The 14,640-nt window shown below is 44.9% G+C and carries 12 protein-coding genes; 5 read left to right on the top strand and 7 right to left on the bottom strand.

What is annotated here, in order from left to right; translation table 11 throughout:
• Positions 1-24 precede the first annotated feature (24 nt).
• From X939_RS0107645 to X939_RS22165, 7 genes are all read right to left on the bottom strand, one after another.
• Positions 25-1,620 (bottom strand): 4Fe-4S binding protein, encoded by a 1,596-nt coding sequence (locus X939_RS0107645; RefSeq protein ID WP_025762672.1) that lies wholly within the window; start codon positions 1,618-1,620, stop codon positions 25-27.
• 94 nt (positions 1,621-1,714) lie between these two features.
• A complete protein-coding gene (locus tag X939_RS0107640) occupies positions 1,715-2,329 on the bottom strand; it encodes a thioredoxin family protein (protein WP_025762671.1) in 615 nt (204 codons plus the stop codon).
• A gap of 66 nt (positions 2,330-2,395) precedes the next feature.
• A complete protein-coding gene (locus tag X939_RS0107635; RefSeq protein ID WP_025762670.1) occupies positions 2,396-2,851 on the bottom strand; it encodes a methylglyoxal synthase in 456 nt (151 codons plus the stop codon).
• A 38-nt stretch (positions 2,852-2,889) separates the two neighbouring features.
• Positions 2,890-4,134 carry a glycosyltransferase family 4 protein gene (locus X939_RS0107630; RefSeq protein WP_025762669.1) on the bottom strand — a complete coding sequence of 415 codons (1,245 nt, stop codon included), beginning with the start codon at positions 4,132-4,134 and terminating at the stop codon, positions 2,890-2,892.
• A gap of 33 nt (positions 4,135-4,167) precedes the next feature.
• Positions 4,168-6,048 (bottom strand): heparinase II/III family protein, encoded by a 1,881-nt coding sequence (locus X939_RS0107625; protein WP_198034376.1) that lies wholly within the window; start codon positions 6,046-6,048, stop codon positions 4,168-4,170.
• Between the two features lie 43 nt (positions 6,049-6,091).
• Positions 6,092-8,215, bottom strand: coding sequence for a bi-domain-containing oxidoreductase (locus X939_RS0107620; protein WP_025762667.1), 2,124 nt, complete (start codon positions 8,213-8,215; stop codon positions 6,092-6,094).
• Positions 8,216-8,379: 164 nt separating this feature from the next.
• A complete protein-coding gene (locus tag X939_RS22165; RefSeq protein WP_044198983.1) occupies positions 8,380-8,718 on the bottom strand; it encodes a DUF6686 family protein in 339 nt (112 codons plus the stop codon).
• 185 nt (positions 8,719-8,903) lie between these two features.
• Between X939_RS22165 and dctA the strand changes: the two genes are divergently transcribed.
• From dctA to X939_RS0107590, 5 genes are all read left to right on the top strand, one after another.
• Entirely contained in the window at positions 8,904-10,175 is a 1,272-nt protein-coding gene (dctA, locus tag X939_RS0107610; protein ID WP_044198980.1) for a C4-dicarboxylate transporter DctA, read from the top strand.
• Between the two features lie 99 nt (positions 10,176-10,274).
• A complete protein-coding gene (locus X939_RS0107605; RefSeq protein WP_025762664.1) occupies positions 10,275-12,008 on the top strand; it encodes a M3 family oligoendopeptidase in 1,734 nt (577 codons plus the stop codon).
• Between the two features lie 76 nt (positions 12,009-12,084).
• On the top strand, positions 12,085-12,336 hold the full coding sequence (locus tag X939_RS0107600) for a hypothetical protein (RefSeq protein WP_025762663.1): 252 nt from the start codon (positions 12,085-12,087) through the stop codon (positions 12,334-12,336).
• A gap of 302 nt (positions 12,337-12,638) precedes the next feature.
• Positions 12,639-13,598 (top strand): hypothetical protein, encoded by a 960-nt coding sequence (locus tag X939_RS0107595; RefSeq protein ID WP_025762662.1) that lies wholly within the window; start codon positions 12,639-12,641, stop codon positions 13,596-13,598.
• Between the two features lie 118 nt (positions 13,599-13,716).
• Positions 13,717-14,559 (top strand): universal stress protein, encoded by an 843-nt coding sequence (locus X939_RS0107590; protein ID WP_025762661.1) that lies wholly within the window; start codon positions 13,717-13,719, stop codon positions 14,557-14,559.
• The last annotated feature ends 81 nt before the right edge of the window (positions 14,560-14,640 follow it).

The raw sequence follows: 14,640 nt of genomic DNA, 5'->3' as shown, positions 1-14,640 counted from the left end.
ATTTTTCTTATTCTATTAAAAGGCTTATTCCTCTTCCTTTTTAGGTTTAGGTTTCATCGTCGGGCGGAACGCTGGTTTAGGCTTGGGGGCTTCTTCCAGCTTAGGTGCCTCAGATGGAGGCACCGCATCCGCCGTCTTGGGCTTCATTGTCGGGCGGAAAGCGGGTTTAGGCTTGGGAGCTTCTTCCAGCTTGGGCGCCTCTGATGTAGGCTCCGCATCCGCCGTCTTCGGCTTCATCGTCGGGCGGAAAGCGGGTTTAGGCTTGGGAGCTTCTTCCAGCTTGGGCGCCTCAGATGTAGGCTCCGCATCCGCCGCCTTGGGCTTCATTGTCGGGCGGAAAGCGGGTTTAGGCTTAGGGGCTTCTTCTAGCTTGGGGGTATCCGATGTAGGCTCCGCATCCGCCGTCTTGGGCTTCATTGTCGGACGGAAGGCTGGTTTAGGCTTGGGAGCTTCTTCCAGCTTAGGTGCCTCCGATGTAGGTTCCGCATCCGCCGTCTTCGGCTTCATTGTCGGGCGGAAGGCTGGTTTAGGCTTGGGAGCTTCTTCCAGTTTGGGCGCCTCAGATGTAGGTTCCGTATCCGCCGTCTTGGGCTTCATCGTCGGTCGAAAAGCGGGTTTAGGCTTGGGAGCCTCTTCCAGCTTGGGTGCCTCAGATGTAGGTTCCGCATCCGCCGTCTTCGGCTTCATCGTCGGGCGGAAAGCGGGTTTAGGCTTATCGGGTTCCTCCACTTTAGGCTCTTCTCCTTTGTTTTCCGTTTCCACAGCAGCCTTTGGCTTATTTGTCGGGCGGAAGGCGGGCTTGGGTTTAACAGGTACTTCTGATTTGGAGTCCTCAGCTATATTTTCCGTATCAGGCGCCGATTGAGGTCTGGCCTTTGGCTTAAAAATGGGCTTAGGCTTCGATTCAGGGGCAGCCTCCCGGGGTTTCGGTATTGCCGCCTCGTCCCTTTCCAAAGCGGGCTCCTCCGTGGTTTTTGGCGCCGGTTTGGCTCCAGGTCTGAAAGCCGGCCTTACCGAGGCCTTTTCCGTTGAAGTAGGGGCAGCAGTTTGTTTGGCAACTTTGGCAGCCTCTTTCTCTTTCTGGAAATGTTCTAAAAGTGCCCTTTTCTCATCGGCAATCTCGGCAGAAATATTGGCATAATTATATACCATATCCCTCACATCAAACTCAGAATAGTCAAAGGTCTTGGTCATGGTCAGGCATTCCGTTGGGCATACCGTCGTGCAAAGGCCACAATAGCAACACTTGGCCATATCGATATCGAACTTAGCGGCATAAAGTCTGATAGGAGATCCATCTGAAGCCTTCCCCACTTCTTCTATTGCCTTAATAGGCTCAATGTCAATGCAGTCTACCGGGCACACCTTTGCACATTTATCACAGACAATACAATCGTCCATTTCGTTATGCAAACGATAACGGCCATTATCGGGTATAGGAATGGTCTCCAATGGATATTGCACAGTGACCATACCCGATTGGGTATCGTAAAAATCGTCTTTACTGATATCATTGGCAGATCTCCTGTTACGAGCCGCCAGAAAGTGACGCCAAGTAAGCTTCAACCCCGTCAGGGTCGTGCTAATGCCTTCCGATATATTTTTGAAATAACTCGACAACGTTGTGCTTAAGATTGATGAACAAAGCTATACCAGAATATCCCTAAGAGATTATCCTACCACAAAGATAGACTAATCTGATAAAAATAGAACCTTATGCCTCAACAGCTGTCAATAGATTCCGGATTTCCTGCTGTAGTGACATGGATTTATCGGCCAAATACCAGCGCTGTATTTTCTCCGCAAAGGCATCATGTCCCATTTCTGGATTGTTTTTGTACTCCATAAATAATTCATAGGTAGGCTCGGGACGAGGCCCCCAGGTAAATAATTCATTCTGCCGTACATCCACCGCAATAAGTTTGGGAATAGACCGCCCCCCATTAGTCAAATATGCATCCATAAAAGCCAGATTTTCGTCCCGAAGAATAAGTTTCAGGTTAATCAATGGATTTTCTTGAGCCAATACGGCCAGTACAGGAACATTTTGGGCTGCATCGCCACACCAGGCCTCCGTAATAATGTACCAATCCTGGGGCTCCTGGATTTCTCTTACTGCTTGAAGCAGTTCGTCTTCTAACTTCACTGTTTTATAAACCCGCTGCATGCGCGAGAGGTTTAGTCGCGTATAATGGCTTAGTTCTTCATTCTGAACAGGCCCACTGGTCATACCGGCCTCTACCAGTTTTTCTGTCATTGATAAATAATCGAGATAGGTGTAGGCCTTCCCTACCACCTCTGGGGTCAAAAGATGCGCAATATTTTTCAATGCTTAGTCCGATTGATGAAATACAAAAATAATCTATACGCAAAACCCCAACTACCTATTTTCCGTTCAGAACTTCCTGTTCAAATAAGTACTATAGTCAATCTGTACGGCAGTATAATCCTCATGCATCAAAGGGGATGTAAACAGGAAATCGGCGCTGGCCCGGTTAGAAGCTACAGGGATATTCCACACAACACAGAGCCTTAACAGCGCCTTAACGTCCGGATCGTGGGGTTGGGCCGACATGGGATCCCAGAAAAACACCAGCATATCGATTTTCTCTTCAGCAATCATGCCCCCCACCTGCTGATCGCCGCCCAGCGGGCCGCTCAACAGCCGATGAACGGTTTGACCTAATTTCTCCTCCAGGAGTTTTCCAGTTGTGCCCGTGCCATACAATTCATTTTTGGCTAGAAGTTCACGATTTTCCCAGGCCCAGTCAAGCAGCTCAGGTTTGCGGTTATCATGGGCCACTATGGCTATTCTTTTTCTAACAGGGATAGTTCGGGAGTCAACAATCATAGGAGCGCTTAAATTATTATTAGTGTAAAAAATCAACTTCACTTAGGGGTCGCAACAACCGACTGGATTCGGATGAGGTATTCCAATGCCAAATGCCTACGATTATAATACTTTTCTACATAATGATAGCCATTATCACCCCATATTTTTAGCTTTTCCCTTTCGGCCATACAGGCTCTGATCGTCGCTTCCATCCTTTCAGGTTCACGAATATCCACGTAAACACCCGCCTGAGCTTTTTCTATCAACTCTCTGGAGATTCCATCGATGGTCATCAACACCGGTATGCGGCAGGCCATGTAGTCAAAGGTTTTATTAGAAAAGATAGTGTGGAAAATAGGTAGAGGCTTTAGGGTGGACAAACCCATATCCGAAGCCATTATATATTCCATTACCTGCCTTTTAGGCAACGTGGAAATAAAACGAATATTTATAATACGACGGCGTTCGGCTTCCTCCATTAAGGACTCCTTTTCTCGTCCATCCCCTATCAAAAGTAAAAGAAATGGGGTATCCATTAGTTTTTCGGCCCAATTCAGAAGTACCCCAAGATTATTGGCCATGCCATGAGCTCCTACATAGACAACTACAAAACGGTCCTCTAAATCGTGCAGACTTCTAAACCGCTCCCGATGGAAAGATGGGACAAGCGCCCGAGTCAGCTCCAGGTCAGCGGCGTTAGGGATGCAGCGTATTTTAGAGGCCATTATACCCTTTCTTTCTAATAGCCAACGGCCAAATGCAGGAGTAAGGACCACCAATAAGCTGGATCGGTTGTATATCCACTTTTCCAAACGAAAGGCAAAACTGACCAATAAGCCTGGTTTTAATACTCCTATTTCAATTGCAGATTCAGGCCATAAATCCCGAATTTCAAATATGACTGGTACTCTCCTGAAAAAACCTAAAAAGACGGCTACCGTCCCTAAGACCAGAGGAGGAGATGTAGCGATTACCACATCGTATCGATTGCGGACACGGAATAGCCCGGCATAGCCGGCCAGAAAAGCGAAGCGTAAAAAACCCCATAATCGCTCCTTAAATCGTTTAGGAAAATATTTTTGACCTCTGCATCGGATTACACTAACCCCATCACCATTAATGCTTTGGTCCCAAAGGCTCTTTCTAACAGCCCCTGCTGAAACCCCCATATAATGCTGCCCTCCTGCCAGCACGGTAATACTATGCCCCTGCTGTACCCATATCCGGGCCATATCGTTCCAGCGACTCCCTCCGCCCTGCTGATCTTCCAGAAAAAACTGATGAATGAGAAGAATATGCATATATTTTCTATTCCAATCCGAAATAAATATCCACTAGGTCGCATTCCAGCTAATACAGGTTTTAAGATACCTTGACTTGGTAGTAAAAACCAGCTGTAGAGCAGACTCCATACTCCCATAATTCGAGGCATACCAGCCCCTCTCCTGATTGGCGACTATTATTTCGCCGGCTTCATCGAAAGAATCCATCCCCCAGTCCCTGCCATAACCTTCTCCAGGATGCCATATCTGTCTGATCTCCATGTCTTCGGGGACACCTTCCAGCCAATCTTCTACCCACCATTGAAGCTTGCCACAGGACTTGCTTATCATTCGTCTATGAATAATACGTCGATTCAGCTGCCTGAAACCCACGAAATAGCCGTAAAAAACGAAGGCATTAGAGGCTGCTTCATAACGCCATTCACCCGAACTTTCCTTGATCCACTGGCTCCAGACAAATCGTGGTCCTCTCAGCATCTGGTCGAAAGCATCGATTTGAACAGTGTTATGCGCCAGAGTCCCCCTGAAATACCGAGCTAATCCGGTACCTTCCAGATAGTTGAAGGTACCCGCATCCCTGAGAATATTTCTGCCATTAGCCCAAATATCCAGGTGTAAATTATCTGCCTGGTAGGGCCTGGTTGGATAGGATGCACAGCGTATAAAAGTACTGGACTGTGAATCCTTTAGTACAAAATAGCCACCATTTTTAAAATTAAATATTGCCGGAATGGAGTGTGTGACAGTTTTGGGCACAACGGGTTTGATCCCCCACCAAAAGTTATCCTCCTGCCACAGTCCCGCCTCATAAGAAATCTCCACCCCTAAAATTTGGGCTAAACTTGAAATTTGAGGTCGGTAGTCCCTGAAAGATGCCTGAGTTAGGGGGAAAAATAAGGCCCCATCCTGAGGCCCATAATGGGGCAACCAACCGGTAATACTGTCCTGCATAGCCATCATAAATTCAAGTGCTCGTTGGGCTTTATGGTATACATGAACAGAAAATGGGTCTTCATTAATCTCTCCAAGCCTCAGTGCCCAAGTCAATAACTGCAGCAAAACCCGATGGTAGTTCATCGAATGTTGAATATAGCTGCCGTCCGACTTAATTTGAAAATCGATTTCCTGTTCAAAGGTCGTTTTCCCATATTCTTTCCACCTGTTGCTACGCTTAAAAAATGGAAATAATATCCCAATACTATATAGAGCCAAGGCTTCTGTCAGTACATGGTTATTACGTACCAGTCGACGGGCATAAGACCGGTTCTCCCAGACATGATTCATCTGGTCGTCTATACTTTGGAGGATTATCAATAGAAGCGGTTCCTGAATACGGTTTTGATAAAATTTTACGGCAAAAATCCAGTTGAGTACCCGCAGCGAAATTTCCTGACTACACACCCAGTGGGGTCCACAATTCACCGGATTTCGTTTTATCCAATCGAGAATATGCGACAGGACTATGTTAAATTGATCGACACCGGAATGACGCTCATAGCGGATCAGATCGTACAGAAAAGTAAACCTACCCTTTTCCCATAAGTATTTAATGTCCCCAGCTTCCTGAGAAAATTCGGGAACCTCCGACCAATGCTGGTCTTCCCTATATCTATACCTGGTCTTCGGATGACTATGCCAGTCGTTAATCTGAAACCATTGGTCTACGAAATAAGGGTACTCATGATTCCTAATTTTAATTATCCGGCTCTCCAACTCCTTCAGCCTATCGGCAGTAATGCGATAAAAGAAGGGGTCCCCCACATTTGGAAAAGATGTTTTTGTTTGGAAAAATACCCCTAAATTTCCTTCCCACTCTTGCGTTATGAAAGGAGTTAGCTCAGAGGATGTTTTTTTGGGAAAACGCAGTTTTATTACTCCCAAATGGCGTTGTAGACCATACTGCAGTCGGAACAGGATATAAGTTAAACCCATATCCCTGATTATCTGAATCCATATAAAAAATTTATGGCCCATATCACTCTACTGGATTATGTTCTACCATGACCCATCGTCTTTCTCTAAAACTGGTAAGTGCTGCCAAGGAGGCGTAGCTGGTATTAAATAAATTGGCGGGAGGAATCAGAGGCGGAAGGCCAGATTTTATAACCCTTATCAATTGTCTGAATTGATTCCTGTGCCCTTTGTCCTGCTCTTTTTTAATGCTCGAAAATTGAGTAAGGCCGTAGGCTTTTAAGCTTCTAAAATCTTCCAGTAACCAAGTGCAATCCCCGCCAAAGACTTCAATCTTCTCCTTTGGGTAAGCCATAGATCCATTAGAGAAATAATTTAAAACCCCGGTGGAACCATTATGAAACTGAAGTAAAATGCTCACATTATCACTCCAGACGGATGCTTGATGTCCCAACGCCTGCATACAAACGGCCCTAACGAGGCTGTTTGTCAAAAATGACATCAGATCTATAAAATGACAGGCCTCCCCCAGAATTCGACCTCCCCCTCGAACAGGGTCCTGCACCCAGCTGCTCGCATCGACCCTTCCTGCATTCACAGTAACCACTATTTGCAGGGGTATAGCGGGTAGCATCTGTTTCAATTTCTCAACCAAGGGAGCAAAGCGGCGATTATAGCCGACATGTAATATTTTAGTTGAGGTCTGATAAGCAAGGGCAATCTGCTCCAGTTCCAGGACAGTCAGTGCCAGAGGTTTCTCTACAAAAACATGCTTGCCCGCCTCCAGAGCCTCTACAACCATTGGGGCATGCTGATAATGGCGGGTGACGATCAGTACCAAATCTAACTGAGGATCTGCCAACATAATTCTATGGTCAGATATTGGAGAGGGTATTTTGTATTTTTGCGCTAAACTGCTCGCAGATAGGCCATGAGCACTGGCGATATACTCAACCGAAATATCACTGAGAGCTGGTAGCAGCGTCATCCTGGTATACTGCCCTGCTCCAATAATCCCAATCCTTATTGTGGCTATTTCTCGTATATTAGCCGACCTATCCAGGGGAGGTGCAACGGAATCCTTATATTCGGGGAAGACTAATAAGTAGGCCCCTGAAGGCTTCCGATGCAAATCTCCATATATTCTGAGAAAATCCTTAAGAGCTACCTTAGCCGCAATTAGGGACTCCACCTCCAACTGTCCACTAGCAATCAGATGCATAACGGTCTGGAGATTGCGATGTTCGGTCCAGCGTACGTAGGCCAAAGGATAATCTAACCCATCTTCTTCATAAGCCGGATCGTACCGCCCGGGACCATAGGAACAAGATACCCGAAAGGACAGCTCTTTTTTATAGAAATCTGTACGCTGGAGCTGAAGGCCTACCTCACCAACCAAAATGATACGCCCCCCTTTTCTGCACATAGCCGCAGCCTCTTTCATCACCCCATCTGATGCGGTCTGAGCCGTGATGATCACTCCATCTGCACCTTGGCCATCCGTCATGGCTTTAACAGTAGCTTCTGGGCGAGCGTCCTGAGAAGAAACAGTCCGACAGCCACGCGATTTCGCCAAGGCCAGGCGAGACGGATTTGGATCCGTGCCTATTACAATACATCCATTAATAAGCAGTAAATCGGCGGTCAATATACCTATGAGTCCCAGCCCTATTACTACCACGGTTTCACCAAGTGTAGGGTTGAACATACGCAGTCCCTGCAGACCTATGGACCCAAGGACGGTAAAACTTGCCGCGGCGTCTGTAACTTGATCGGGAATTTTAACCACCAAATGGCGCGACACAGATACCAGCTCGGCATGAGGGCCATTGCTGGCTACCCGATCGCCCAGCTGAAGGTCTGTCACCCCCTCACCCAAGCCAACCACTACTCCTGCCTGGCTATAACCCAAACCTAATGGTTCATCCAGTCTATGCTTCACATTGGCCCAGGTAGGTCTTAGTCCATGCATTTTTATCTTCTTAATAACCTCCCCAAAACGTTCAGGCTGCATCAGAGCCCGGTGCAGCCAATTCGCCCTTCCAAATGCAACCAGCTTGCGCTCAGTCCCTACCGACACCAAGCTGCAAGTGGTCTGAATTAGCACCTGCCCGGGCGATACCCTTGGTTTGGAAACCTCCATCAGGCTGGTCTTTCCTGTACGTAAGTTTTGCGTCAGCTGCTTCATAGTTAAACACCAATTTATCAGGTTCACTAGGCATCCGGAACTTACTGTAATATAGGACTTTCTGACCAGAATAACGCAAAAAAAAAACCGATCACATCTGACCGGCCTTTTCTGACTACTATGGCGAAAAATTTACTATGGCTTTTAATTTAATTAGCTTACGGTCAGGCGATAATCCGGTCGATCTCCAGAGTTAGAAAAGTCTCCTGAAACATGTCTTTGATATCCTCAATCTCCGACTCTTTAAAGGTCAACATAAAATTGGGTATAGGAGAAGGCAGTACGATATCTTTCCCATTGGGCAATGCCTCACTAAGTCGGTATACACTCACCGATTCCTGTAGCATTTGGTAAAAGCCTCGTAAGCCTTCGTAGGAAAAAATAAATAAAGCGTTTCCGTAAACGAAGTTATAATGATCGCAACAGGCACACTGCCCTATGTAACCCTGCGAAGAAATCCCTAATATCCTCAGGGAGTTGGTATGCCGGTTCGATTTCATCATCTTCTCTTTTTTAATAGATACCTGATTTGAGTTGGTCACAAATATATTATTTTTATTTAGACAAATTATAAACAATTCAAATAAAATATATTCTCCGCGATTTACACACATCCTACCCTAAAATCTTTCCTATCTTGTTTTCATTCCTGAAAATGCCCTCAAACTCTCAGCCTATTGAAAATATTATGAAGTTAAAATCATTATTTACCAACCTCACCTTTTGGGTCATAACGGCCATTACTGCTGGCGCATTATTAGGGCATTATGTTCCTGATGAGGCGGTTAAAATGGATTTTCTAGGTAAGGGGTTTATTAATATCGTAAAGTTATTTATCAATCCCATCATCTTCCTGACCATCACGCTCGGTATTGTCGGCATGGGAGACCTCAAAAAAGTGGGTAAAGTAGGAGCAAAAGCCTTGCTGTACTTCGAGGTCGTGACCACCTTTGCTTTGATTATCGGCATCGTGGTCGCCAATTTGATTGAGCCCGGAAAAGGAGTCGTGACTAGCAATCTTGAGAAAGGCGATATTTCGGCCTATTCTGGCCCTATTCAGGATTTCAGTTGGTTACAGTTTTTCTTCGATAACGTCACCTTGCAGGTCCTTCTATTCTCAGTTCTTTTCGGAATGGGACTCAGCAAGTACGGAGGAAAACAACGTATCGTAAACGGACTTACATTCCTTTCTCGCTATGTATTCCGTGCCCTGCATTTGGTTATGATGCTCGCCCCAATAGGTGCATTTGGAGGGATGGCTTATACGATTGGGAAATATGGCATTCATACTCTGTTTCCTTTGGCTAAGCTCATGGGGACCGTATATGCTACAATGGCCATCTTTATCTTTGGAGTATTAGGGTTTATCTTGCGTTCATATCAGATCAGCATGTGGAGATTCCTAAAGTATATTCGGGAAGAGCTCTTAATTGTTTTAGGAACATCCTCGTCGGAGGCCGCTCTGCCCTCTTTAATGGAAAAGTTGGAGCGAATGGGATGCTCAAAGCCAGTAGTAGGCCTGGTGGTACCTGCAGGGTATTCCTTCAATCTCGACGGTACAACGATCTACCTTTCCATGGCTACGCTATTTCTGGCCCAGGTTTTTGATGTACACCTCAGTTTAGGCCAAATACTTTCGCTAATTGGCATACTTATGGTAACTTCCAAAGGAGCGGCAGGGGTTACCGGCAGCGGATTCGTCGTTCTGGCTTCCACCCTGACGGCTATCAAGGTAATACCACTGGAAGGGTTGGCGTTATTACTGGGGGTCGATCGATTTATGTCTGAAGCGAGAGCCATTACCAACTTTATAGGCAATGGGGTGGCGGCAATTTGGCTAGCCAATAACGAAAAAGAGTTTGACCGACAGAAAATGGAATATGCTTTTGCCAACGTTCAGGAAACGGAAGATATTCGGACCGATAACCTTACCGATGCCACGCAGCAACGTATCAAATAGAGCAAAAATCTCTATGGAAAAGCCAGCTACCTCTGCTTGCAGATTGGTAATTTTCCAACTTATCTTTGTTTATCCATTACTTTGAAATATACGATTAAAATGATAGAAAAAGAAAGCATAACCTTGCCCACGCGTCCAGAACGCAGGTTTATTGGTGAGGATTTCGACTTAAAAAAATGGGATGACGTGCAGCCCCTCATAGACAATCTTTTAAGCAGGGATATTAGCAGTGCCGACTCATTTAAAAAATGGCTAAGCGATCGTAGCGAGCTTGAATCTTACCTAAGTGAAAATTTTGCCTGGAGATACATCCGTCAGACTTGCGATACTGCCAATCAAGGGCTGGTGAATGCATTACAATTCTTCATTACCGAAATTCAACCTAAACTCGCAGAATATGGCAACCAACTCGATAAAAAAATCGTAGACAGCCCTTTTTGGAAGGAGATGCCCGAGGAAGGCTACCATATTGTGCACAGAAGCCTGAAGCGCGGAATTGAGATATTCAGGGAGGAGAATATTCCTGTTTTCACCCAGATGCAAACGGAAGAACGCAAATATGGAGCCATTGCAGGCGCCATGACTGTAACATTGGATGGAGAAGAAATGACCCTTCAAAAAGCCGCCGACCGACTTCAATCCACTGACCGTAGCATTCGGGAAGAGGCCTGGAAGGCTATTAGCGGGCGGCGATATGAGGATCATGAAAAACTTGACGATCTGCTCAATGAACTTGTCAAACTCAGAGATCAGGCCGGACGCAATGCCGGATTTGACAACTACCGGGACTATATGTTCGCAGCCATGGGCCGTTTCGACTATGGACCCCAGGATTGTTTCGATTTTCATGCATCGGTAAAAAAGGCCGTAGTACCCTTACTCGATGGAATGGCCCAGGAGCGCAAGAATGCTCTTCAAGTAAATGCGCTCCGTCCCTGGGACACCAAAGTTGATGCCAACGGACTTCCGGCTTTGAAACCTTTTCAGTCGGGCGAAGAATTACTAGACAAGACCATTCGCTGCTTCAGTAGGCTCGATCCCTTCCTGGGAGACTGTCTTCGTACCATGAAGGCTATGAATCACCTGGATCTGGAATCAAGGAAGGGTAAGGCTCCAGGCGGCTATAATTACCCCTTAGCAGAAATTGGCGTGCCCTTTATATTTATGAATGCGACCTCCAATCTACGCGACATGGTAACGCTGCTTCATGAGGGAGGCCATGCCGTACATTCTTTAGTTACCCGCGACCTGGCACTAAACGATTTCAAGCATACTCCTTCTGAGGTGGCTGAGCTAGCCTCTATGTCCATGGAGTTGATTACCATGGACTATTGGGACGAATTTTTCCAGGATGAGACCGACCTGAAGAGAGCTAAAATTCAGCATCTGGAATCGATCGTGGAAACCCTCCCCTGGGTCGCTACTATCGACAAGTTTCAGCATTGGATGTACGAAAATCCAACCCATACTCCAGCTCAGAGAACCAGTAAATGGGAGGAAATATACCATGACTTTACCGATTCGGTAATGGATTGGTCGGGCTTAGAAAGGTTCAGACAATATCTGTGGCAACGACAATTGCATATTTACGAGGTGCCTTTCTATTATATCGAATATGGCATTGCCCAATTGGGAGCCATAGGCGTTTGGAAAAATTATCGCGAAAATCCTAAAAACGGACTTGAAGGATACTTGAAAGCCTTAAAACTTGGCTATACGGCTCCGATAACGGAAATTTATGCCGCTGCTAACATTCCTTTCGACTTTTCTGAAAAGAACATTACTGAGTTGATTCAGTTTGTTCATGATGAATTGAAAGCACTAAAAAATTGATATTTCAAAGACAAACCATTTGGTGGTTAATGAAATGGCACCTATTTTTGCACTTGTTACTTAGAACGAAACAGAAATGAAATTATATAAAGCATTTGCTATTGTTGCCGGTATGGCCTTAATGACTTCTTGTGAATACCAGAAGTACAACAAAAAGGAATCGAAAGATTTAAACGCCGGAAATGAGTATGTATACGGTGTTAGCCCGGATAGTCTTCCTCGCCAGATGGCTAATAAATACGAGGCACAGCCAGAGCTGGACACCCGTGTGAATGCCATCCGCGAAAAACTATATGGCGGCGCTACTAGTGCTGTAGCCAAGCAATAGCTTAAGCTAATTCATCCATTTTACAAAAAAGAGCCTTTGGTGAAATACTATTGGCTCTTTTTTTTATACTAAGAACCCAGAAAGTGAGGCATCAGAAATGAGGTTAGAATTTTAAGATTCATGGGTAGATTCGAATCAAATCGCTGTTTAAAGATTAATAGCCTATTTATACTTTGCTATAACGACTTCTAGACCTGTGTGTTCGGCAGTTTATGTTTTATTCCTTAACAATTCCTTAACATAGGAAAAAAATTTAATCCCTCTCAAAAGCTTTCCTTTGTGGGATTATTACTAAACATAAAATGGAACTTTCAACCGTATTTATGTATTTGGGTTTCACATTATCAGCTTATTCAGTAGTGGGAAATGACACAATACAGACTCTAGGAACCTTTCTAAGTAGTAATGAGAGAAAGAAATGGTGGGTATTATGGCTTTTCGCCGCCAGCATCCTAACTGTCACCCTGCTTTACGGATATTATACTTCGGGTGGCGACGTCTCCTATGGCCGATTAGAAAAGTACAAACTCCCCGATCCATTTTCATGGTATTATGTCCTGCCCCCCATCATCTTAATGATCCTTACACGGACGGGTATACCAGTGAGCACCTCCTTTCTTATCCTAACGTTTTTTAATAATAAGAACCTGACGGATATGGTGCTAAAATCCGTCACAGGCTATGCAGTGGCTTTCGGAGCAGCAATCGTTCTATACTTAATTATTTCCAAATCCCTGGAAAAAAAGTTTATCGAGAACCCTATTACCTATAAAGAGGGTCAGGTCTGGAACACCTTACAGTGGTGTTCCACCGGATTTTTATGGTCTCAATGGCTTATTCAGGACTTTGCTAATATTTATGTATATCTGCCTCGTTCCCTCAACGTATGGCAGTTATTGTTTTCACTGGCGGTCATATTAATTATGCTTGCCGTTATAATAGCCGCCAAAGGGGGCGCCATTCAGAGCATTGTTCGCTCCAAAACCAATACAGTCGATATCCGCGCCGCAACGCTAATAGATTTCTCCTACGGTATAATTTTATTCTATTTCAAAGAGCTCAATAATGTTCCAATGAGTACGACATGGGTATTTATCGGTATATTGGCTGGTAGAGAAATTGCCCTTAATTTTGTGTTGAGGCGAAACTCCGCCAGAAAAGCTATGTTTATTGGCCTGGGAAAAGATTTAATAAAAGTATTAATCGGTCTGGTCGTGAGTATCGCTTTGGTGTATTTAGTAAAATTTGTCGCTACAATGTAGGTATGGGTCTGGCAAGCTTTTTTTGATCTTTAATAATGGCTATCTTGTTGAAGGCGGGAGCCTACAGAGTTCTTTAAGGTTTCCGACCCTCGCACTATAAATCTATTAACCAACTTCCATGAAAAGCATACTTTTCCCTACAGACTTTACCGATTTATCGCTCAATGCGTTCAGCTATGCTATGGCCTATGCCCAGAAATCGAATTCAAAGCTCATTGTCTATCATTCCTATGAGCCTAATGCCGAGATCCAGGAAAGCACAAAGGCCATCTATGACCAACTCGACATTCAAAATTTCAGGAAGAAAAAAGATAAATTTCCCCCTTTCGAAAAATTGATAGCCGAAAGTGAAGCCGGAGAGCTAAAAGTAAAATATGTGGTTCGGGAAGGAAGGTTTGTCGATACCCTAAAGGCTTATGTCGCCAAAAAAGAAGATAAGATCGATTTGGTGATTATGGGTACCCATGGCAATAAAAATAGCATTTTCAATATCTTTATGGAGACCAATACCGTCAAGATTCTGGAAGATATTAATAAACCCCTTATTGCCGTCCCGGAACGTGCTACTTTCGATGGATCCCTGGATAATTTTGCATTCCTGATCGATTACGACGAAGATGAAATAAAACCCCTGCAGCAGGTAATTGCGAAGACTCAGGAATTTGGCTCTCAGCTCCATGTTATCCACTTCGACCTAGCTCATAGCGAGTCCATCGTTCCACATATGGAACGTTTTAAAAGTTCCTTGGCCAGCGCCAATCTGGATAATGTAATCTTCTCTAACATCGACACCATCGATATTAAGAGAGCCCTGACCGCCTACTGCAAAGAAAACAACATCGATATTGTATGTTTGGTCAACCACAAACGCAATTACTATCAGCGCTTATTCTCTTATAGCCTCTCAGAAGAACTCCTGTATTTTCTGGATATTCCTGTTATGGCTATTTATGTGGACTAATATTTAAACAGATTTCTGCCTTCAAGCTCCGCAACATTTGGCCTTTATTTAGCAGCCCCGATAATGTTTTACGATAGCATG

The sequence above is a fragment of the Dyadobacter tibetensis Y620-1 genome (genome assembly GCF_000566685.1).
GTDB classification, from domain to species: domain Bacteria; phylum Bacteroidota; class Bacteroidia; order Cytophagales; family Spirosomataceae; genus Dyadobacter; species Dyadobacter tibetensis.
This window is presented reverse-complemented; position numbering and strand designations above follow the sequence as displayed.